Origin of the sequence: Tautonia plasticadhaerens (genome assembly GCF_007752535.1) — a bacterium.
In the GTDB taxonomy this organism is placed as follows: Bacteria; Planctomycetota; Planctomycetia; order Isosphaerales; family Isosphaeraceae; genus Tautonia; species Tautonia plasticadhaerens.
In genome coordinates this window covers 239,389-260,502 of record NZ_CP036427.1, presented here as the reverse complement: position 1 = coordinate 260,502, position 21,114 = coordinate 239,389, and the positions used below count along the sequence as shown (strand labels likewise).

At 66.7% G+C, this 21,114-nt stretch carries 18 protein-coding genes, 1 tRNA gene and 4 pseudogenes; 13 read left to right on the top strand and 10 right to left on the bottom strand.

The genetic code is table 11. From position 1 onward, the window contains the following. Positions 1 to 67: 67 nt before the first annotated feature. The gene (locus ElP_RS35500) at positions 68 to 367 is read right to left on the bottom strand and encodes a hypothetical protein (protein WP_145279565.1); all 300 of its coding nucleotides are present in this window, start codon (positions 365 to 367) and stop codon (positions 68 to 70) included. Between the two features lie 189 nt (positions 368 to 556). Between ElP_RS35500 and ElP_RS35495 the strand changes: the two genes are divergently transcribed. Both ElP_RS35495 and ElP_RS41540 read left to right on the top strand, forming a co-directional pair. After that, the gene (locus ElP_RS35495) at positions 557 to 1,738 is read left to right on the top strand and encodes an IS701 family transposase (RefSeq protein WP_197447162.1); all 1,182 of its coding nucleotides are present in this window, start codon (positions 557 to 559) and stop codon (positions 1,736 to 1,738) included. A 141-nt stretch (positions 1,739 to 1,879) separates the two neighbouring features. Then, positions 1,880 to 3,046, top strand: a pseudogene (locus ElP_RS41540) (recombinase family protein); the annotation flags it as partial. On the opposite strand, the gene ElP_RS41535 reads toward ElP_RS41540, so the two are convergent. The 3 genes from ElP_RS41535 to ElP_RS41525 form a co-directional block, all read right to left on the bottom strand. After that, positions 2,986 to 3,951 (bottom strand): hypothetical protein, encoded by a 966-nt coding sequence (locus ElP_RS41535; RefSeq protein ID WP_390836189.1) that lies wholly within the window; start codon positions 3,949 to 3,951, stop codon positions 2,986 to 2,988. The pseudogene ElP_RS41540 and the gene ElP_RS41535 overlap by 61 nt on opposite strands. Positions 3,952 to 3,967: 16 nt before the next feature. Continuing rightward, positions 3,968 to 4,504 carry a transposase gene (locus ElP_RS41530; RefSeq protein ID WP_390836221.1) on the bottom strand — a complete coding sequence of 179 codons (537 nt, stop codon included), beginning with the start codon at positions 4,502 to 4,504 and terminating at the stop codon, positions 3,968 to 3,970. Between the two features lie 93 nt (positions 4,505 to 4,597). Next, positions 4,598 to 4,972 (bottom strand): winged helix-turn-helix domain-containing protein, encoded by a 375-nt coding sequence (locus tag ElP_RS41525; protein WP_390836220.1) that lies wholly within the window; start codon positions 4,970 to 4,972, stop codon positions 4,598 to 4,600. Between the two features lie 161 nt (positions 4,973 to 5,133). Here ElP_RS41525 and ElP_RS41520 point away from each other — a divergent pair. Beyond that, positions 5,134 to 6,213, top strand: a pseudogene (locus ElP_RS41520) (IS256 family transposase); the annotation flags it as partial. On the opposite strand, the pseudogene ElP_RS35475 reads toward ElP_RS41520, so the two are convergent. Continuing rightward, positions 6,195 to 6,896, bottom strand: a pseudogene (locus tag ElP_RS35475) (IS256 family transposase); the annotation flags it as partial. The pseudogenes ElP_RS41520 and ElP_RS35475 overlap by 19 nt on opposite strands. Before the next feature lie 100 nt (positions 6,897 to 6,996). Next, entirely contained in the window at positions 6,997 to 7,137 is a 141-nt protein-coding gene (locus ElP_RS39105) for a hypothetical protein (protein ID WP_197447161.1), read from the bottom strand. 444 nt (positions 7,138 to 7,581) lie between these two features. On the opposite strand from ElP_RS39105, the gene ElP_RS35470 reads away from it, so the two are divergent. Then, positions 7,582 to 7,655, top strand: a tRNA-Val gene (locus ElP_RS35470). A gap of 544 nt (positions 7,656 to 8,199) precedes the next feature. Next, positions 8,200 to 8,973 (top strand): RNA recognition motif domain-containing protein, encoded by a 774-nt coding sequence (locus ElP_RS35465; RefSeq protein WP_197447160.1) that lies wholly within the window; start codon positions 8,200 to 8,202, stop codon positions 8,971 to 8,973. Positions 8,974 to 9,802: 829 nt separating this feature from the next. Here ElP_RS35465 and ElP_RS35460 read toward each other — a convergent pair. After that, positions 9,803 to 10,935, bottom strand: a protein-coding gene (locus ElP_RS35460; RefSeq protein ID WP_231749285.1) for an IS630 family transposase whose coding sequence is annotated in 2 segments (ribosomal slippage) — positions 9,803 to 10,497 and positions 10,497 to 10,935 — 1,134 coding nt in all. Because the reading frame shifts where the segments join, the coding sequence is not laid out codon by codon here. Between the two features lie 157 nt (positions 10,936 to 11,092). On the opposite strand from ElP_RS35460, the gene ElP_RS35455 reads away from it, so the two are divergent. From ElP_RS35455 to ElP_RS41515, 4 genes and pseudogenes are all read left to right on the top strand, one after another. Beyond that, positions 11,093 to 12,231, top strand: a protein-coding gene (locus tag ElP_RS35455; protein WP_145267429.1) for an IS630 family transposase whose coding sequence is annotated in 2 segments (ribosomal slippage) — positions 11,093 to 11,531 and positions 11,531 to 12,231 — 1,140 coding nt in all. Because the reading frame shifts where the segments join, the coding sequence is not laid out codon by codon here. Between the two features lie 379 nt (positions 12,232 to 12,610). Continuing rightward, positions 12,611 to 13,411 (top strand): tetratricopeptide repeat protein, encoded by an 801-nt coding sequence (locus ElP_RS35450; RefSeq protein ID WP_145279559.1) that lies wholly within the window; start codon positions 12,611 to 12,613, stop codon positions 13,409 to 13,411. Positions 13,412 to 13,438: 27 nt separating this feature from the next. Then, a complete protein-coding gene (locus ElP_RS35445; protein WP_145279558.1) occupies positions 13,439 to 13,693 on the top strand; it encodes a hypothetical protein in 255 nt (84 codons plus the stop codon). 768 nt (positions 13,694 to 14,461) lie between these two features. Next, positions 14,462 to 14,638: pseudogene (locus ElP_RS41515) on the top strand (helix-turn-helix domain-containing protein); the annotation flags it as partial. 72 nt (positions 14,639 to 14,710) lie between these two features. Here the strand turns inward: ElP_RS41515 and ElP_RS40320 are convergent. Continuing rightward, a complete protein-coding gene (locus ElP_RS40320; protein WP_231749904.1) occupies positions 14,711 to 15,160 on the bottom strand; it encodes a hypothetical protein in 450 nt (149 codons plus the stop codon). 588 nt (positions 15,161 to 15,748) lie between these two features. Here ElP_RS40320 and ElP_RS35435 point away from each other — a divergent pair. The 4 genes from ElP_RS35435 to ElP_RS35420 all read left to right on the top strand — a co-directional run bounded on the left by ElP_RS35435 (position 15,749) and on the right by ElP_RS35420 (position 19,204). Next, positions 15,749 to 16,261 (top strand): hypothetical protein, encoded by a 513-nt coding sequence (locus tag ElP_RS35435; protein ID WP_145279556.1) that lies wholly within the window; start codon positions 15,749 to 15,751, stop codon positions 16,259 to 16,261. 310 nt (positions 16,262 to 16,571) lie between these two features. Further along, on the top strand, positions 16,572 to 16,970 hold the full coding sequence (locus tag ElP_RS35430; protein WP_145279555.1) for a hypothetical protein: 399 nt from the start codon (positions 16,572 to 16,574) through the stop codon (positions 16,968 to 16,970). Positions 16,971 to 17,032: 62 nt separating this feature from the next. Beyond that, positions 17,033 to 18,165 (top strand): IS630 family transposase gene (locus ElP_RS35425; protein WP_145268065.1). Its coding sequence is split into 2 segments (ribosomal slippage): positions 17,033 to 17,471 and positions 17,471 to 18,165, totalling 1,134 coding nucleotides; the frame shifts between segments, so codons are not numbered across the junction. Then, a complete protein-coding gene (locus ElP_RS35420) occupies positions 18,122 to 19,204 on the top strand; it encodes a phage NrS-1 polymerase family protein (RefSeq protein WP_145279554.1) in 1,083 nt (360 codons plus the stop codon). The genes ElP_RS35425 and ElP_RS35420 overlap by 44 nt, the downstream gene beginning before the upstream one ends. A gap of 497 nt (positions 19,205 to 19,701) precedes the next feature. On the opposite strand, the gene ElP_RS35415 is transcribed toward ElP_RS35420, so the two are convergent. Together ElP_RS35415 and ElP_RS35410 are read right to left on the bottom strand one after the other, a co-directional pair. Continuing rightward, positions 19,702 to 20,298, bottom strand: coding sequence for a hypothetical protein (locus tag ElP_RS35415; RefSeq protein WP_145279552.1), 597 nt, complete (start codon positions 20,296 to 20,298; stop codon positions 19,702 to 19,704). A 243-nt stretch (positions 20,299 to 20,541) separates the two neighbouring features. Next, positions 20,542 to 21,021, bottom strand: a complete 480-nt coding sequence (locus tag ElP_RS35410) for a hypothetical protein (protein WP_145279550.1) — start codon at positions 21,019 to 21,021, stop codon at positions 20,542 to 20,544. Between the last annotated feature and the right edge of the window lie 93 nt (positions 21,022 to 21,114).

The window sequence follows — 21,114 nt, the reverse complement described above, 5'->3', positions numbered from 1 at the left end:
GGCCGGGGCTCGCGGACGAGCCCCCGGCCTCCCAGGCCCCAAGGCAAGTCTCCCAGGCGAGCAAGTTTCAGAGGGCTGCGGCCCGGGGGAGTGCGGGGTCGGGACGGGCCAGGAGAGGCCTGGCGATCCGGAGGGAGGACGGCGGCCGGGCCGGCAGCCGGACCGCGATCAAGTCGACCACGGAGCCGTCCCGCGCGTCGATGAGCGTCCAGCTCGGGCATCCGGGGCAGAGCCCGAGCAGCATCTCGGCGTGCCGGGGGTCGGGCCGGGTCAGGTCGAGCGCCTCGCCGCAGCAGGGGCAAGTGACCTTCCCCTGCTCATCCGAGACGCCTGGACGATCCCCGACGGACGCAGCGGTCGTGCGCATGGGGCTACCCCTGGAATCGGTCGAAAGGATTCGGCCGGTCTCCGGCCCTCGGGTCATCATCGACCCGCAGTCGCCAAAAATAACAACTTGTCCGGGGCGAGTCTAGGGGAGTTGGCCCACTGATCCGGGAAATTAGTCCTACAGTCGTACTTGGTATGATGGCCACGGCACCTGCACGGAGGGACTGCCGTGGCGACCAAGACGACGCACTCGCCCAGCCTCCCGACTCTCGAGTCGGTCCGCGGTTGGGCCGACGAACTGGATGCGGTGGCCGGGCGGATCGGCAGGCACTTCGCCCGCTCGGAGCCCCGGCGCCGCGCGGGGGAGTACCTCCGCGGCCTGCTGAGCGTCGTCGAGCGCAAGAACGGCTGGCAACTGGCCGAGCACGCCGGTGACGACCGCCCCTACGGCGTGCAGCACCTGCTCTCGCGGGCCGACTGGGACCCCGACGCCGTTCGCGACGACCTGCGATCCAACGTCGCCGAGCACCTCGGCCACCCGGACGGCGTGCTGATCGTCGACGAGACCGGCTTCCTCAAGAAGGGGACCAAGAGCGTCGGTGTGCGGCGGCAGTACTCGGGCACGGCCGGGCGGATCGAGAACTGCCAGGTCGGCGTCTTCCTGGCCCATGCCACGCCGAAGGGGCGGGCCTTCCTCGACGGCGAGCTGTACTTGCCCGAGGAGTGGGCCGAGGACGCCGATCGCCGACGGGCCGCCGGTGTGCCGGAGGAGATCCGCTTCGCCCCGAAGACGGCCCAGGCCCGGAGGATGGTCGAGCGGGCCCTGGACGCCGGCGTCCCCGCCGCCTGGGGGACGGCCGATGCCGTCTACGGCTCGGATTCCAAGTTCCGCTCGGCGATCGAGCGCCGGGGGCTTGGGTATGTCGTCGGCGTGCGGAGCGACCAGTCGGTCCGGGTCGGCTTCCGCCAGGTCCGCGTCGCGAGGCTGCGGGCCGAGGCGCCCGCCGCGGCGTGGCATCGGCTCAGCTGCGGTGATGGGTCCAAGGGGCCGCGGGCCTTCGACTGGGCGATCCACCCGATCAACAGCCCCGAGCCCGAGGAATATGCCCGCCGGCTGCTGGTGCGGCGCGGCGTCGACGACCCGGAGGAGGTGGCCTACTTCCTCTGCGGCGGGTCGCCCGGCACGACGCTCGAGCGGCTGGTCGCCGCGGCTGGGACTCGCTGGCCGGTGGAGATGTGCCAAGCAGACTCCACCTCAAGCGACGGGTGGTGCGCGGCCCCCGGCGCCGGTTACGATCGGCGTCACCGCACTGCTCGAACTGGCCGCGTGGTGCCGAAACCATCTGACCATTTCACCGGGAGAGATCGCATGCCCCCCGCCGCACGACGCACCGCTCCCCCCCGCGCCTGAGCACCCCGACCGATCCGAGGCCGCTCCCGAGCCCGGGGCCGTGGTCCCGGCTCCCGGCCGACACGAGGCAGCAGCCCCGCGACCTGCTCGGCAGGCTGCCCGCCCGGCTCCACGAGGCAAGGCGCCTCGGGGAGGCCGGCCATGACTGATCCCCCCCGATCGTCCAAGATCCGGTCCTGGCACCTCGATCGCTCGGCCTTCGTCTACGTTCGCCAGTCCGCCCCTCAGCAGGTCGCCGATCACCAGGAGTCGACCGCCCGCCCGTACGCCCTGGCCGACCGCGCCGTTGAGCTGGGCTGGCCGCGGGAGCGGATCACGATCGTCGACGACGACCTGGGCAGGAGCGGCCAGTCGGTTGAAGGCCGCCCCGGCTTCCAGCGGCTGCTGGCCGAGGTGGCCCTGGACCGCGTCGGCCTGATCCTCGGGCTGGAGGCGAGCCGCCTGGCCCGCTCGTGCCGGGATTGGCATCAGCTGCTGGAGCTGTGTGCCCGCTTCCGCACCCTACTGGCCGACGCTGACGGCCTGTACGACCCGACCGACCACGACGACCGCCTCCTCCCGGGCCTGCACGGGATGATGAGCGAGGCGGAACTCCATATCCTCAAGGAGCGGATGTACCAGGGCAAGCTCAACAAGGCCCGCCGTGGCGCGCTGAGGGGCATCCCGCCGATCGGCTACATCAGGCTCGCATCGGCGGAGTGGGCGATCGACCCCGACGAGCAGGTCCAGGCCACCGTGCGCCTGATCTTCGATCAGTTCGACCGCGAGTCCACGTCGCACGGCCTGCTCCGCTACCTGGTCCACCACACGGTCCGCATCCCGGTCCGGCCGGGCCACGGCCCCAATCGCGGCGAGCTGGGATGGCGGCGGCCGAATCGGGCGACCTTGCAGAACCTGCCCCACCACCCGGCGTATGCCGGGGCCGACCGCTTCGGACACCGGCCGGTCGACCCGCGGCGCAAGCAGCCGGGCCGGCCGAACACCGGCAGGCTGATCCGCCGGCCGGAGGACTGCCTGGTCCTGATCCGCGGCCGGCTGCCGGCGTACATCACCTGGGACCGCTTCCGGTCAAATCGGGACCGGCTCGCGGCCAACCGGGCGCGGTGCGACGGCCCGGGGGCGCCGCGGCAGGGCCCGTCGCTGCTGGCGGGGCTGCTGCGCTGCGGCCGGTGCGGGCGGCGGATGATCGTGCGGTACTCGGGGCCGAAGGGCCGCCAAGGCTACATCTGCACGCGCGGGACGGCCGACTACGCCGAGCCGCTCTGCCAGTGCCTCTCGGGGGCGGTGATCGGCGACCTGGTCCGCAAGCAGATCCTGGCGGCGGTGGAGCCGGCGGCGTTGGAGGCGAGCCTGGCGGCGGCGGCCGAGGTCGAGCGCGAGCGGGCCGAGTTGGCCCGGCATTGGCAACTGCGGCGGGTGCGGGTGCGGTACGAGGCCGAGCGGGCGGCGCGGCAGTACCAGGCGTGCGAGCCGGAGAACCGGCTCGTGGGCCGCGCACTGGAGCGCCGGTGGGAGGAGGCGTTGGAGGCCCAGCGGCAGGTCGATGACGAATCCGGGCTCTGGCAGCGGTCTGCCCCGGGCCGCCTCGCGCCCGACGACGAGGCGGCGATCCGCGCCCTGGCCGCCGACCTGCCCGCGGTGTGGGAGGCGGCCACGGCCTCGCCCGCCGAGCGGCAACGGATCGCCAGGCTCTTGATCGAACAGGTGTGCGTCACGGTGGACAAGGCCAGCGAGCGGGTCGACGTTGAGCTGAGGTGGGTCGGTGGCCTGGTCCAGTCGCACACGCCGGACCGTCCGGTGACGCGATATGACCTGCGAAGCGAGTATCCGCGGCTGGTCGAGCGTCTGCGGTCATTGTGCCGCGAGCGGCTCAGCTCGGCGGCGATCGCCGAGCGGCTCAATGCCGAGGGGTTCCATCCGCCGAAGCGGACGGACCGATTCACCGGGGGGATGGTGCTGCGGCTGACGTCGCGGCTGGGGCTGGAGCGGCGGCAGCGCCACGGCAGTGCCTCGGGGCTGGGCCGGGACGAATACCGGTCGATGGGCCTGGCGCGGCGGCTGGGGATGCCGCGGGACACGGTGCGGCGGTGGCTGCGAGCCGGCTGGCTGACGGTGCGCCGGGACGCCGAGGGGCACCACGTGATCTGGGCCGACGCCGCCGAACTGCGGCGGTTGCGCGAACTCCACCGGCTGCCGCGGACCTGGGCGAGCAAGGGCCGGCTCGCCGGATTACTGAGCCCAGCCTTGCCAAAGAGACAAGGACTCCAACCGGAGTGGGATCCCGGCGTGGCGGATGAACGAGGCCAGCAGGTCCGGTCGCTGCCGCAAGGCCGAGGACTCGTCCCACAGCCGGAGCCGGAGCTCTCGGGTGTCCTCGGGCGCATAGCTCGGCAATCGCGGGTACTCGGTGTCGCCCCACACCCCTTCGTCCGGATTCGCATCCGGGGCGTAGCCGGGGAAGTCCTCGGCCTCGATCCCCGGATGCTTGGCCTGGTACGCCTTCACCACCCTCGACCGCTTATGGATCCCGCCCCGGTCCCGGAGGATCGTCATCGGCCCCCGGAGCCGGCCCCGGGGCCGGGCCAGGAAGGAGACCGTGTCCTCCCCGTGGGCGTTGGCGTCGTCCGGCAGCAACCGGAAGACGAGGTTGGGCCGCCGGAGCACCGGGCTGACGGCCACGGCGCCGATCGCCGAGATCCGGCCCTTGCGATGCCACGCCCCCTGGATCGGGGCCTTTCCCCCGGGGGCGTAGGTGCGGCGGGCCACCGGCTCGAGCGGGGACCCCGACTCGTCGAGGAAGACGAGTCGGGCCTTCCGCTGCTCGGCCCGCTCGACGATCCGGGGCGGCACCTCGGCCCTTCAGCGGGCGATCCCCTCCTCGTTGCGCTGCTCGGCCCGCCTCTGCGGCTTCTGGCTGGTCCGGTTCAGCCGCCGTCGGATGAGCTTGCGGGCGTGCTCGACGTGGTAGGTGACGCCGAAGCGGCGGCGGATGACCTCGGCGACCCGCTGGGCACTCCGCGGGTCGTTGGGCCAGCCGTGGGCCCTGGCCCCCCGCGGCAGCAAGTCCTCGAGCTCCCGGAGCCGCTCGTCGGAGGGCCGGGGCGTCGGGCCGGGATGCGGCTTGGCGGCCAGGGCCTCGGGGGAGTCCTTGGCCATGCCGAGCCGGCGATACAACGAGGTACGGCAGACGCCGAGGATGCGAGCGATGACGGTGGGGGACTCGCCCTGCTGCATCAGTTCGACGGCTCGGCGACGGCGGCGTTCCAGTTCGTCTGGATAGTGCATCCTGGTTTCTGTAAATTCCCCGCCCGCCTGGGCGAGGGCTCGGCTTGAAGCGGCGGGTCACCGCCGGTCCCCCCGGAAAGTGCCGACCGACCCCAGGGAGGCCACCGACGATGACCCACCAGGATCAACCTGCCGCCATCGACGAGGCCATGGAACTGCTGGCCGAGCATGGCTCCGACGGCATGGCCCAGGCCATCGGCGTCCTGCGCGACGAGCTCATGAAGCGGGAGCGGACCCAGGCCCTCGGGGCCGCCCCCCACCGGCGATCCGAGGCACGCAAGGGCTCCGCCAACGGCTCCAAGCCCGAGACGCGGCACACCCCGATGGGGCCGATCGCCGTCCGGGTGCCGCAGGCCCGAGGCCTCGACTCCTATCCCTCGGCGTTGGAGAGGGGCGTCCGCGGCGAGCGGGCGTCGAAGCCGGCCGTCGCCGAGAGGGACGGGCCGGGCGTCTCGACCGGCATGGGGGCCGCCATCGCCGAGCAGCCCCGCGGGTCGGAGGTCACCGGCAGTCAGGTCAGCCGGGCCGCCGGGGCCCTCGACGAGGGGCCGGAGGGGTGGCGGGGCCGCCCGCCGGGGGAGGCGCCGTACCCGATCCCGGATGCCCGCGACGAGGAGGTCCGCCTCGGCGGCTCGATCGCCTCGTGTGCGGTGCTGACGGCCATCGGCATCGATCCCGAGGGCCGGCGGTCGATCCCCGGGGTCGGCGTCTCGATGGCGGAGGCGGAGGTCCACTGGCGGGGCTTCCCGGCCTCGCTGCAGGCCCGTGGGCCGCACGGGGTCGAGATGCCCACCGGCGACGCCCACGCCGGCCGGGAGCAGGCCCTGGCCGCCCGGCTGACCGGCGTGCCGTGGCAGCGGGGCCAGTCCCCCCCGGCGGAGGACGCCCCGGCCTACGTGCCGAGGCCGTCGCTGCCGCCGGAGGTCGCCGCCGGCCCGCGGGCGGTCTTCGACGCCCCGGATCGCGGCGAGGCCGAGCGGCGACTGGGCCTGGCGGCGAAGAGGTGCCGGGCCGTGGCCCCGAAGCCGGCCGAGTGGCCGGAGCGGGACGTGCCGGAGGGGCTGACCATCTTCACGCTGCCGCCGGGCCACCGGCGGCGGCTGCGGACGAGCGACATGCCGGAGCGGCTGAACGAGGAGGTGAGCCGGCGGACGCAGGTGGCGGGGTTGTCCCCGAACGAGGCGTCGGCGACGACGAGCCTCACGCCGTGCAGGCCCCGGCCCGCCAGCGAGGCGAGGAAGTCCCGCCAGTGGGCCTCCGCCTCGGACAGCGAGACGCTCACGCCGAGGATCGACCGCTTGCCCTGCGTGTCGATCCCGATGGCGACCAGCACGGCACACGAGACGACCTGGCCGCCGTGCCGGACGTGCTCGTAGCGGGCGTCGAGGACCAGGTACGGCGTCTCGCCGATCGGGCGATCCCGCCACCTCTGAAGCTCCTCGTCCAGGGCGGCGGCGGCCCGGCTGACCTCGCCGCTGGTGACCTCCAGGCCGCAGAGCTGCTCGGTGATGGCGGCCACCTTGCGGGTGGAGACGCCCGGCACGTCCCTCTCGGCCACCGCCAGCTTCAGGGCCCGCTCGCCGCGGACACCCTTATCCAGGGCCGTCGGGTAGAAGGCAACGCCCCGGGTCTGGGGGACCTCGACGGTCAGCGGCCCGAGCCGGGTGTGCCGCGTCTTGGGCTTGAAGCCGTTGGCATGGCCCGTCCGTTGCTCGGACCGTTGGTAGGGTGCGGCCCCGAGGGCGTGGGCCCGTTCGATCTTCATGACCTCGTTGAGCAGGCGGGTGACGGCCTGGGCCAGGCCGTCGGAGCCGTGCTCGGCCAGCAATTCCGCGATCTCATCCAGGGTGGTAGTCTGCATCTGGTGGGTCATCGTCGGTGGTCTCCTTGGTCTGGTTGGCACCTTCCAAGGGAACCGGCGGTGGCCCGCCGCTTCAAGCCGACCCGAATTTACAGAAACCAGGATGCACTACCTACTCGGCGGCCAGCTCCACCATCCGGGCCACCAGCCTCGGCTCGTCGTCGGGCACGAGGGGCGTCCGCCGCCGGTTGGAGCGCGGTTGCCCCAGGGCCCGGCACGCCCGGCGTTGCGAGGCGCGATCCGGGCCGAGCACGCTCCGGACATGCTCGACCGCCTCGCGCCGCTTCGCCGGGCCCAGTATCTCCCCGAGGCCGCCTCCCGGAGGATGGCCTTGTCCAGCTCGGCGTCGGCCAGCAGCCGCTTCAGGCGCGCGTTCTCGCCTCCGAGCTGCTTGAGGCGCCTGGCCCGGTCGAGCTCCCTCCCGCCGTACTCCTTGCGCCAGCGGGAGTCGGTCTGTTCGGTGATCGCCAGTCCTTGCGGGCCTGGGCGAGGGCCACCCCCCTGGCCGTCTCGACCTCGGCCTCGCGGGGCTTGGCGATGACCTGCTCGGGCGTGTGGCGCTGCCGCTTCGCCATGATGCGTCCCCTTCGCTGAATATCGCCTCGATCATCACATCGAAGCTGGACTCGTTTGAAGGGGGCAGGTCACCTCCTTGAATCAATCGCCCCGACTTGTTATAAACTTTTCCTAAGGTCAAGGGCGGCTAGCTCAGTTGGTTAGAGCGCCATCTTCACACGGTGGAAGTCACTGGTTCGAGTCCAGTGCCGCCCATTTCAAAGTGATATTGGGCAAGGAGATACGACGAGGCTGATTCTTACCAATCGGCTTCCTTTGCTCCTTACCAATTCCCTGACCAAATCGGTCGACCAAATGGTCGACTCTCAGAGCTATCGAGGGCCATCCCGACTCGGGGTGGCCCTTTTTTTGTTTCTCGCCCTCACATTGAGGAGCGATTCGCCCTAGACGAACGCGAGAATCTCAGCCATCGCCTCCGAAGGGGATCACGCCCGCGAGGAGGGCGGCGGAGCAGGGACGACGATCGTCCGGTCACCGCTCCCCTGGCAACAAGGCCACCGTCTCCACTCGGCAACGCCACGACCGTCAAACTCCAGGATCACGCCGGCGAGCTACGCCCGCCGAAAACCTTGCAACATGTCCTGCACGAGGTGATGCTGGAGGGGCGTGCCGAGACAGAACGAGGGTAAGTTGCCAGGGAGACGGTCGAGGCGGGACTTCCCTTCCGTCCTCCTCACGACAGATGGCGAGGGATGATCTCCTGCCCGGACGGATCGTCGCGAAGGGAGTTGGTATCCGGATGGACGACCTCCGGCAGGCGTTCGAGCAGACGTTAGGCATCCCCTTCTCCGTGCTGCCGATCCCCGACCGGCCTATCGTCCGCATCTTCGACGGGCCGGCGATGCTCTACGGGACTCGGGAGGCAAAGGAGCGACCCGTCCTCTACTCGGGACAGGTCGATTCCATCGCCGCCGGCTCGTATCCCGGCTACTTCCTGGTCGGAGCCTGGGGGCACGGCGTCAACAGTTTCGCCTTTTACTATGCCCGTGACGACGGCTGCAGCCGGCTCTACTTCCGGCTCGCCCACGGGGGGGCCTACATGGACAACGAGGCCCAGGCCGCCAAGATCGCCAAGTTCCTGCCCGACTTCTTCGCCTTCGAGGCGGAGCGAATCCGCGAGGAGGGGCGTATCCTGGCGATCGATGCCATGTATTGGGGGATGTATCGGGTCGCTCGGGCGGATGGCGTCTGGGAGTACTTCGGGTCGGTGTTCGGCGAGTCGAGTCGGGAGTTCGATGGCTTTCTGACGGAGGGGAGTTGCTTCGTTTGCGTGGACGGACTCCGGGGCGATGCCTCGTTGCACGACCTCGATGACCTCTTCAGGCCCTTCGGAGAAGTCCGGTATCGCTGGGCCGAATTCGAACCCGACGGGCACCGCATCGGCGGGGCGTGCTGCGTCGTGATGGGCAGCGTCGGCGAGGCCCGTGCAGCCATCGCGGCACTGCACGACCGGGAGTTTCATGGCCGCAGACTCAAGCTCCGCCAGCCTTCCGGGATTGATGCGTGGAGGTGATGCCCCTCCAACCGTGTCATCGATTGCGGATTCTGCCGTTTCTCCCGCCTGGGCGACTCCGGCCTGGCGTCTCGCCTGGAAGGGCGGCACGCCGGCTGCTTCTCGCAGACGATGCCCCACGACGCACACCATCGACCAATCCCAAACCGACCATATGGAGGGCGAGGGCGATGGGATACCTCAAGTACGTCTGCCTCATTTTCGCGGAAGACAAGTTGGCCGACTTCGAGGGGCTCCTCCGGACGATCCGGCCGAGGTCGGGGCCGAACTGGGCCACCGAGAAGATTCGCTGGACTCGGCGGAATCGCAACCGGCTGCGGTCGCTGATGCGGGAGCACGCTGCCGTGGCAGGGCATCCGTCGGTCGACCGAGTCCGTGCTCTGGAATTATGGGCGAATCGAGCGAACGTTCGACGGGATGACCTTGCTGGGCCGAAGGCACCAATCCCGCATTTTCGAGGACATCGTTGCCCCCGATAGGGAGTTACACGCCCGCGAAGCTGGCGACGGAGCAGGGGCCGAGATCGGCTCGGAGACCGCTCCCCGGCAACCCCACGACCTTCGATCCCCGGCATCATGGTGTCACATACGGCCGGATGAGACCTACGTCCTTCGGGAAACATCCATCCATGTGGCATCCAAGCCGAGGATGGCGAGCGACTCCGGCTGATCCACCCGCTCCTGGCGACGTTACGAGTCCGGCACTCGCATCCCTGCCGTGGTGCTCCTACGATTCATCGACCTGACCGGGGCGAATCCCCATTGGCTGCTGTAGGGCGAATGATCACATTTTATGAGCCTTCAGACCGCCCGAGGCTAGTAGTCGACCTCTATTGAGTTGTCGGGTATAGCCGGTGCAGCTTGATCCGGGCGTCCGCCGTGGTGAACTGCCACTCCACCTCGACCCCACGCTCGTTGCGGTCCTCCTCCCACGCCTCCACCTCGCGGCGAAGCTCCTCGGGCGACTCGATCCGTCGATCCAGGCACTGCCGGGCCAGCACCGACAGCTCGATCTCCGCCATGTTCAGCCAGCTGCCATGCTTCGGCGTGTGATGGATCTCCAATCGCTCGGCAATCCGCCTCGCCTGCTCCGGCGGGAAGGCCTCGTACAGCGAGGCCAGCTTGTGCGTGTTCAGGTTGTCCATCACCAGGACGACCTTCTCCGCCTCCGCGTGCACCTCCTCGACCAGCCAGCGGACCACCTCGGCGAAGTCCACCGCCGTCCGACGCTCGGTTACCTTCACCGCCCGCCAGCCCAGCAGCGGCTCGGAGATCATGGACAGGTTGGCCGTCCCGTTGCGGACGGACTCGTAGTCGAACCGCCCCGGCTGGCCGGGGGCGGCCGGGATCGGCTGGATCACCTCGCCGAGGAGTTGCTTGCTCGCCTCGTCGAGGCAGACCAGCGGCCGCTTCTCGTCGTAGGGGCGGTGGTAGACGTCCAGCACGTCCTCCATCGCCGCCACGAACTCGGCGTTCGCCTCCGGCGGGATGCACCACTGCTCCTTCAGGTGCGGCTTCAGTTCGCTTTTTTCAAAGCGCGCCGCACCGTCTCGTCGGAGATCGTGGGGACGACCTCCAGCTCGACGAGCGTGTCGGCCAGCAGCCGCATCGTCCAGGCCTTGCGGCCGTCCGGCGGCGCGGAGCAGGCCAGGGCGATCAACTGCGCCTCGGCCCGCCCGTCCAGGGCCCGCTCTCGGCTGGGGCGGGCCTGCTTCTTGCGGACCAGGGCCGCCTCCAGGCCCTGCTCGACGAACCGCTGGCGGACCCGCTCGATGGTGGCGACGCTGACCTCGACGGCCTCGGCGATCCGCCCGTCGGGCCAGGCGGGGCCGCCCTCGGCGGCGTCGGCCTTGAGCAGGATGCGGGCGTGGGCCAGCTTCTTCGCGGCGGCCTTCCCCGCCGCGATGAGCTCGTGGAGGTCCTGGCGTTCCTCGGCCGTCAGCGTGACGATGTACTTCTTCAAGTCGGTTCTCCTGAAGCGGTTATCGCCCCAGGAGAACCGATTCCGACACAGCCCTCAAGTCATCGGTGGCCGACTACTAGTGAAGCGTCACTCGCTGATTTTCGGGTAAAATGACCCCCCTTGTCCGGCCGCATCGTGGCTCGCCGGGGGGGTTGCCATGGCAAAGAAGTACGTCCTGAAGCTGACGGCCGAAGAGCGGGCCGAGCTGGCTCGCCTGGTCCGCAAGGGCAACATCGCCGGCTGGAAGGTGCAGCGGGCTCAGGCCCTGCTCAAGTGCGACCAGGGGCCCGACGGGCCGGCCTGGCCCGACGCGAAGATCGCCGAGGCGTTCGGCGTCACGACCCGCAGCCTGGAGTCGTGGCGCAAGCGGGCCGTCGAGCACGGGCCGATGGCGCTGCTGCAGCGCAGGCCGCGGACCCCGTCGGCGGTCCCCAAACTCGGCGGCGAGAACGAGGCGCGGTTGACGGCCCTGGCCTGCTCGCAGCCGCCCAGGGGCCTGGCCCGCTGGTCGCTCCGGCTGCTGGCCGAGCGCCTGGTGGAGTTGGAGGTCGTCGCGGCGGTCTCGCACGAGACCGTCCGCCGCTCTTTGAAAAAAGCGCGCTGAAGCCGTGGCTCAGGCGGATGTGGTGCATCCCGCCGGAGCAGGACGCGGCCTTCGTCTGCCAGATGGAGCAGGTCCTGGAGGCCTACCGGCGCCCGTATGATCCGAGGCGCCCCGTCGTCTGCATGGACGAACAGCCCAAGCAGCTGATCGCCGAGGCGCGGCGGCCATCGCCGGCGGCGCCCGGACGCCCGGCCCGGGTCGACTACGAGTATGTCCGCGAGGGGACCTGCACGGTGTGGATGTTCGTCGAGCCGCTGGCCGGCTGGCGCGACGTGCGCGTGACCGAGGCGAAGACGGCCGTGGACTGGGCCCACCGGGTGCAGCGGCTGGTGGACGACCCGCGCCACGCCGAGGCCGAGCGGATCACGCTGGTCTGCGACAACCTCGTGACCCATTCGCTGGCGTCGCTGTACAAGGCGTTCGAGCCGGCCGAGGCCTTGCGGTTGGCGCGGCGACTGGAGCTGGTGCACACGCCGAAGCACGGCAGCTGGCTGAACGTCGCCGAGATCGAGCTGTCGGTGTTGACGCGGCAGTGCCTGGACCGGCGCATCGCGGTGCAGGACGAGGTGGCCGGGGAGGCCGGCGCCTGGGGCGAGCGCCGGAACGCCAAACAGGTGGGCGTCGAGTGGCACTTCACCACCGAGGACGCCCGGATCAAGCTGAGGCACCTCTACCCGAAGATTAACGAGTGACGCTTCACTAGTCCTCCGGATCGTACTTCCCTGCTCCGCCCGAATATTACTGCATGTCACCTCTCAACTCGGGAGGGGAATACCGCTATGATCAAAATTATCTTCTGCTTGCAACGGCCAGCAGGACGATTGCAAGCAATCGTTTATAATTGCATTTATATTTTTCTTGAGGAACGTCGTAATGGATGGGCCGGATTTTTTCGGGCTTGCTCTGGAATCGCTTCCAGCAGCAGCGAGCAGCCCGTTGGCCTTCGTCGCCTACATCACCACTATCGCTACGTGGATATGGGCGTGGTCACGAAGTAAGCAATTACAGGCTTTCCTAGAAGGATTGGAGAGAGTCCCCAAGTCTCAAAGGCCCGCCCATACGAGGACAGTCTTGGGTGAGGTCGTCCCAAGCTCAATTAGCGTGGAGGAATGGATAAGGGCACGTCGCCAAAAATATCTGTATTATTCGTTCTTGTCTCTGCTGGTATTGGTGCTCTGCTTGGTTGCTCTGGCGGCATTTGACGCGGGTAGAGAGCAGGAACTAGAGAGACTACGCGATGACATATCAGCGACGGGACAAGCCCTACGAGACGCCATCGACAGAGAGAAGCGAATCATAGCCGTCTCGCACGAAGCCTATGGTCAAGCGAGGGCTATATCCTACTACAGGGCAGCCGACGGGGAGATTGGGGAACTGACTCGCAAGCTAAAGATGTTGGTAGAAGAGTTTAAGGGTCGTAGCAACGTTCACAAGGGGCTTTCAGAGGCCGAAGCCAGGCGAATCCGGCTCGCAAAGGCCATCATTGCGGACGCCGGGCAGAGATACGGCGAAACGCTCAGGCTGCTTACCCGCGAAGATGCGTCGAAGGCACTCTCTGAGGCACGCGAGTCAAGGCAGCATGCAGTGAGACTCTTGATGACAAGAGCCCACGCATTGCACTTGTTATTCATTGACGAACTCCAATCATCTCTAGACCATAAAGTTGAGACTATCGAAGAGGAGCTTCGCTGTTACAGAGATGTCTTGTCCATCGACCCCCTCAACGCAACGGCAAAGAGCAATGCGGCACGGTGCCATGATTGGATGGGAAGAGAGGAGGATGCAGCAGCCCTCTATAATGAGATATTCACAAAATTTAGAAATTTGAGAAATTCCAAAAACATGGAAAACGAACTACTCGATTATATCTAGCCTTTGAAATATAGAGGATTGTTTCTCATGACAAAAAAGGACTATGAAAGAGCGGTGGAGAACTATAGGGAAGTTTTGTCGCTTTGCGACTGCCTAGCTAAAAAAGGAACAGAGTTAGATTGGGAAAGGGGTAAGATCATTCAGATTTATCATTATGAAAATTCCATCAAATCATCACTTGCAACGGCGGAAGCTTGTCTGGCCGACCCAGAACACCTCGAAAAAAACAATTACGAAAGAATAAAAGACGAGATGAGGGTTCCTGATACTTGGCTCCAATAGTCGTGAGGCATATTAGTGGCTGTTTCCGGAGCTTCGCGTCTCCGAGCCTACACGCCCTGATTCAGGGTCATTGTGGGTGATATCCCGCCTCGGGCATTCATCATTCTGATGGGGGGCCGCGACCCTCCGCAATAAATGCACCGAGTGAGGATCTTGGTCACCGGTGCGACCGGAGCGGTAGGCGGCTGGGTCGCACGGCTCCTCGCGGGCACTGAAGCTCGACGGGGCCAATCGACTCCGTTCCCCGGCTGAAGGGCATACCGGCCGCCAGCTTGGAGGAGTTCTTCGCCCGCGAGCGAGGCGGAGGCGATCAAGAGGCTCGCAAAGTGGTAGTGATAGTGTCATTTCACGGGGCGAGCTTGAGAGTCCGCCGGCTTTCAGCCGGCGGGCGGAGCAGGGGCGACGGGTCTGTTCGCCGTCGCCACCGACCCCCTCGATTCCCCTTGTACTGCGATCCGCGGCAACGCAAATCGGCACCCGCGACAAGGGTGCCGCCCGTATCCCCATATATAGCAACCACATCGGGAAAGGCGACTTTCTGGTATTTCGTTGCCAGTCGTTGCGGCTGGGGGTGGTCACCCCGACGCTCCTCTCGACTCTTGCCGCGGGGATTCCTCGACACAAAACACTTCCACGTCCGGAGATAGGGCGACTCGCGGCAACAGCCACCCCGGCGTCTCGCGTCCCCGAACCGATCAGCGGCTCAGGGGTCGATCCGGTGTATATGTCGTATAGGAGGAGTCTAAACTGGTGCATGGGAGGCAATCGATGCCGAGACTGAAGACAAACGACGATCTGATCGGGACATGCGGTGCCGCCCGCTACCTCGACATCCACCGCTCGACCCTGGAATGGTGGCGTCGCAGGGGCGAGATCGAGCCGACGCGGGTCGAGCAAGGTCCGAGGGGGAAGCTCTACCGCTACAGCCGCGTAGAGCTAGACCGACTCCGCGAGCGGATTGATTATGATGCCTGGGCGGGCATGCCGACCAGTTCATTCTATTTTCGAAACGAGCCGCTAGACCGGCGTCGGAGTTTGCTCAGAATAAGCGGCGGAGTCCCGTCGCGTGTCATCGGATGGGACGGATTGATCGGGAAGTCGGGACCAGGAGGCCGCGATCCGACCCTCCAGGTCGGACACGTCGGGCATCATGTAGCCCTTCCGGCCGTGCTTTTCGAGCAGCCCGATCTCCTTGAGCCAATCGACCGCCGCATAGACCTGGTGGTTCGGCAGCGGCCGGCCCTCGTCGGTCTCTAGCGGCGTGATCTCGCTCAGCTTGACCGGCTCCCCTGCCCGGGATCGCTGACAGAGCCGGGAGGCGAGCAGCACCACGTCTTCGAGGCAGCAGGCGTGGCGATACTCGACCCGCTTCTTGCCCGACCAATCTATCTTTACCAGCTTCTCACCTTCGCGGTGAAACCGGGGATAGCCCTCCGGCACTGATAGTGACGGGTCTAGCTCCGCCACCCTCCGCACGGGTCCGGCGTGGGCGGCGGGTCCGGCTCGCCCTTCGACCGAGGATGACGTATCCCCGGCTGGTGCCGGACGCTTCGTCTCGATGTGCCGGAAGACCTCCGACATGCAGCGGCCCGCCTCTAAGAGCCGCCCCGTCAGGTCATCGTCCCGGCGACGGAACGCTTCGGCCGTCAAATCCCTCATCAGGGCGTCGGCACGAAGGAGGGCCAGTCTGAGAGCTTCTATCTCGATCGTCATGACGAAATTCTACGCAACGCAGCAGGGAACGCAACCTCTCGAATGACGCTGGAATGATGCCCTGGCCGGCAATCGTCCCTGATGGGGCACGAATCGATGGCCTCCTGACAGTCACAGACCGGTCAAATTTGGTATACATAAAGCCAGAATAGACGCGGTCTAATGCATTGTTAGAATAGAATGAGCCGCCAAAGGGGTGTTCTTTTAGAACATCTCGTCCCAGTCTTGCATCCCTTCGAGAGTTACTAGCTGAAATCAGATTGCGTGCACGCATCTGAGTGTTGCGTTTCGGTGTGAGCGGCGAGCCCAACTCGGACCTACAGCACGGAGGGATACGACACGATGGACGACGTATTTGATGTCGCGGGAGAGGGGATCGCTGGCGGGCCGGTGCCTCGCCGGGCCGGTGCCGCACGCAAGACGATTATTCTCATGCCCGATGATCCGAACTGTGCCTTCCCCAGGCTCAAGAGATACGCCTTCACGGTGGACGATGAACTCCAGATCCAGTTCGAGGCGTGCATCATCAACGGAGATTCCTTGGCCTGCATCTTCGGGCACATCGCCGATCCGCTCGACGAGGTATTGATCCCCGCCCTGCGAGACATCGTCGGATACCTGCAGCACGGTGGCGTCGAAATCAGCCGGGATGTCGCAGGGCAGATCGAGCGGAGTCTCCGTGGTTTTCTGGACGATTTGCTGCATCTCCCGGATCGCGTCGCCGAGGGGCGAGCGATGACCACGCGTCAGCAGCAGGACGCCGCCCAGGAGATCGGAGAGTGGGCTATGGGCCAACTCCAGGATGATCTGGCGGAGCAACTGGCCGAATGGTCCTGTGATCAATCCCTCAAATGACTGACCGCAGAAAAGTCCCGCCGACACAGGCATTAACGGCGACGGTGATAGTTCATCCATGGAGGAGTAAGCGGGCGTCCGGGCTCAACCAGGCCGGGCGTCCGCGAGCAGGATCATGCCGAAGACACAGCAACAGAAGCCAGCAGCACCCGAGGTCCGCGATGAGGCCATCCCGGGAGCGATGAAAGCCCTCCCCCAATGGGTGGGATGGGACTACCGAGAACGGAGAGACAAGAAGGGCCGGATCAGCCGGGATCGGCAAGGAGAGCCCAAATGGGGGAAGCCCCCCGTCTCTTGCCGCGACGGGAAGATGATCGACCCCACCGACCCGGCGTCGTGGCACACCTTCGACGAGGCCCTCGCTGCCGCCCGCAAGCGGAGCGACCTCGCCGGCGTCGGCTTCGCCTTCGCGGAGAGCGACCCCTTCGCGGGCATCGACCTGGACGACTGCCGCGACGCGACCACGGGAGGGTTGGAGCCCTGGGCCCAGTCGATCGTTGATGAGATCAACTCGTATACGGAGGTGTCGCCCTCCGGGACCGGCGTCAAGCTGTTCGTCCGGGGCGGCTTGCCGGGGGTCAAGGGCAAGAGAAAGGGCAACATCGAGGTCTATTGCCGGGATCGCTACTTCACCGTAACGGGGCACCACCTGCCCGACACCCCGACGACGATAGAAGCTCGCCAGGAGGCCCTAGTGGTCGGCCACTGACGACTTGAGGGATGGGCTGCAATCGGTTCTCCTGGAGCCCTAACCGCTTCAGGAGCATCGACATGAAGAAGTACATCGTGACGCTCACCGCCGACGAACGCCAGGCCCTCCTCGATCTCATCTCCGCCGGCAAGGCCTCCGCTCTGAAACTGGCCCATGCCCGCATCCTCCTCAAGGCTGATGCCGCCGAGGGCGGGCCCGCCTGGCCCGACGACCGCATCGCCGAGGCCGTCGAGGTCTCTGTCGCCACCATCGAGCGGGTCCGCCAGCGGTTCGTCGAGCAGGGCCTGGAGGCCGCCCTGGTCCGCAAGACGCAGGCCCGTCCCAGCCGCCAGCGGGCCCTCGACGGCCGGGCCGAGGCGAAGTTGATCGCCCTGGCCTGCTCGGAGCCCCCCGACGGCCGCAAGGCCTGGACGATGCGATTGCTGGCCGACAAGCTCGTCGAGTTGGAGATCGTCCCCTCGATCTCCGACGAGACGGTGCGCCGCTCTTTGAAAAAAGCGAACTGAGGCCGCATCTGAAGCAGCAGTGGTGCATCCCGCCGGAGGCGAACGCCGAGTTCGTGGCGGCGATGGAGGACGTGCTGGAGGTCTACCACCGGCCCTACGACGAGACGCGACCGCTGGTCTGCCTCGACGAGGCGAGCAAGCAACTGATCGGCGAGACGGTCGTGCCGATCCCGGCAGCGCCAGGGCGGCTCGAGCGGTTCGATCACGAATACGTCCGCAACGGGACGGCCAACCTGTTCATGGTGACGATGCCGCTGCTGGGGTGGCGTGCGGTCCACGTCACCGAGCGTCGGACGGCGTTGGACTTCGCCGAGGTGGTGCGTTGGCTGGTGGAGGAGGTGCACGAGGAGGCGGAGAAGGTCGTGCTGGTGATGGACAACCTGAACACGCACAAGATCGCCTCGCTGTACGAGGCGTTCCCGCCGGAGCGGGCCCGTCGGATCGCCGGGAAGTTGGAGATCCACCACACGCCGAAGCACGGGAGTTGGCTGAACATGGCGGAGATCGAGCTGTCGGTGCTGGCGAGGCAGTGCCTGGACCGGCGGATCGGGTCGAGCGAGGAACTGAAGCGGGAGGTCGCGGCGTGGGAGGAGGACCGCAACGAGCGGATGGTGGGCATTCGGTGGCAGTTCACCACGGCGGATGCCCGGATCAAACTGCACCGACTATACCCGGCAACTCAATAGCGGACGACCACTAGAAGGGTTCCACAGCCGCCTGTTCGGCGAAACCCCTGAAAAGGGTCTTTCGGGAGTCTCCGGCCCCGCAGAGGGCCGCACAGACGACGAGAGCCTGGTCAAAGTGCTTCCGGCAGTCCTCGGGAGCACGTTCGCCAAGCTCTGGGAGGGGGATACGACGGGATACGACTCCGATTCCGAGGCAGACCTCGCCCTCTGTGGCCTACTGGCCTCTCAGATCGGTCCCGATCAGGCACGCATCGAACGGATTTTCAATAGGTCAGACTTGGCAAAGAGGGCAAAATGGAAAGACAGGGAAGATTACAGGCAGTCGACATTGCGGAGGGCGATCGAGGGGTTGGCGTCTCGAACTCCTCCCTTGTTAGTCAGAGGCATCACGAGTAACCAGAATATCAGGAGTATACAAGAGAACTCAGGAACTCTTTACACAGGAAAGGGGGGGGAGGGGGGTGTCCAGCAGTTTGAACCCCTGACGCCCGATTTGGAGGCCAGGGCCATCGAGTTGGCGGTGGAGTTGGCTATTTCACACGGAAACCTGCCAGATTGGCAGTCCACCTTCCTCCTGGCCCGTCGGCTCAGGACGATCACGGGTGGCCTTGGGGAGCCGTTTGAAAGGGCCGTCGCCGCCTACTGCGAACGTGCCGGTCGACCCGTCGAGGAATACTGGTACGCCTTCCTGGACTGCTGGCCCAAGGTCCGCACGGCCGAGGGCGACGACATCTTCGCGTGGGCGGTGCGTGAAGCCGCTGAGCACGCCTTCCCGTTGAGCAACAATCCGGGTCAAATGTATAGGATCGTCGCGTCGATCGCCTGGCACCTGTCCCGTCACACCGACCCGGAGCCGTTCTACCTGCCGCGTAAACGAATCACCGCGTTGCTGGGTGCCAAGTCCGAGATGACCGTGTCGCGGATCGTCAGCTTACTTGTGAAGGACGGGATCATCCGGTGCGTCAATGAGGAGTTCAGCTACACGAAGCGGAAGGCCAAGGAATACATGTTCACCGGCGAGCCGCCGGAACCAGCATAGCCTCGTCTGCCCCCTGCTCCGCACAACCCGCCCCCGTGGCGGTGGTGGTCACCAGAAGCCCCTGCAAGCCCTCACAGCGGCCAACCGGGAAAAGAGCTTCTGGAGTTCACAAGTGCTCACTGGAGGCCGCTGAGACGCTCTGACAGAACGTGTCGGGGCCACCCGCCCACGATCCCGCGATGCCGACCGCACCCGGGCACCTCGGGTCGTCGGTCGCCCTGGCGTGGGAGTCATCCCCAGAGGTCACCACGTTGCCTGTAGGGCATCGTAAGGCGAGGTGGGCAAAATCCGCGTCCGTGCGTCTTGCGAGCGATTGTGGACTGGCTGGATGGGTTTCCCGGGCGAGTCGAGCGGCATGGCATCGGGATGCTCGTGCGGTGTCATATCATATCTACCCTCATGAAGCGGACCGGCCACGCGGCGTCGAGGGCATCGGGTTGCCCGTCCGCTCCACCGGGACATCCCCTCGGGTGAAATCGGGGGCGTAAGCCACAGGGTCAGGGGGACGGGGTTTGCTGCTCGACGCTCCCGAGCGGCTTCGGTTTCCCGCCCTCCTTGACCAGCCAAACCTTGCCTCTTCGTGTGTCCAGGATGTAGGCCCCGTACGTGGGGGCGATGAAGCCGCCCGTATTCCGGGTCGCCGCCGGGTGCGACCAGGCGGATATCTGGAAGCGTGGCATGAGGGGCGAGTCGGCCTGGACAGGCTTAATGTCCAAGGGGTGATCGCCGGCCGTGGACGGATGCGGCCGACTCTGACCCGCCAAATCCAGATCGATGGTGTTGGAGCCCTCCCTGATCGCCGCGACGAGCCCCGATCGATCCTCGGATGAGTAGCGGGGAGGGATCGATTCGCCCTCGATCGTGATCCGCCACTGGCCGGCGGGGACTCGGGACACGGAGTACTTGCCGTCCCTGACTTTGCTCCCGACGAACTCGCCATCGTCGAGGTGGAAGATCACTCTGCCAGTAGCCAGAGGCTCCCCCCCGAAGGTCACGATTCCCGCGACCTCGGTCGCCGGTGCGAGTCCCGCGACTGTCAGCCAACCCGTGAACCCTACCGCCGCAATCAGCATCGACGATCGTGATCCCGTCATGTCGCCGTCTCCATCCGAGGAAGCAGTGATACTCCGGCACCAGACCCGAGAATACGCCCGGCCGGCCGGCCCGGTACCCAGGGTTGCCCATCATCGTGATGGATGAAGTCACTCGCGTCGCCCCTGCTCCGCCGCCCCGCCGCCAGGATGGCGGCAGGCGTACTCGCCCAGGTCGAATCCTCCCGAGAGAATCCGACTCCTGGTCATCGAGTCCCCCGATTGTCCATCGGGCCGGATCGGGGCTCACGGCCGGTAGCGATCATCGGGGCCGAGGTCGACGACCAGGACTGCCGGCAACTCAGCCAGGAGTTTCCACTGCTCGATGCCGGCACCGGGCGGATACTGGACGAGGCTTTCCATGTTCGCGTCGTGCTGCACGTGCGTGACGACCTTGATGAGCCGCTCCGGGCCGGTCAGCCGCCAGGAGAGGCGGACGTTGTTCTTCGCACGCGTCTCCGGGTCGGGCATCCACTGTCGATCGATCTTGGCGTGGGCATCGGGCCATAGGTCGACGCCACTACCTATGGGCGTGCCGCCGGGCCAGTGCGTATGGCCGGCGAACTTGAACTGATCATTCGAGGGAAGGGCCAGCAGGGCGTAGAACTTCGCCCCCCTGGCCATTCGAGATTCGTGGAAGCCCAGGAGCCGGGCCATCTCCCGGGGGGTCTTGCCGAGGAGCCATCGCTCACGCGTGATGAAGCCCCGCACGCGGTTGTCGTCCATCGTGGCAACCCTCGCCGCCAGTCATTCGGACCGGGAGCTTGTTCCCTCAGAATATGAGTTGATCCGCCCGCCGGTCCGGATGCTACCGAAAAC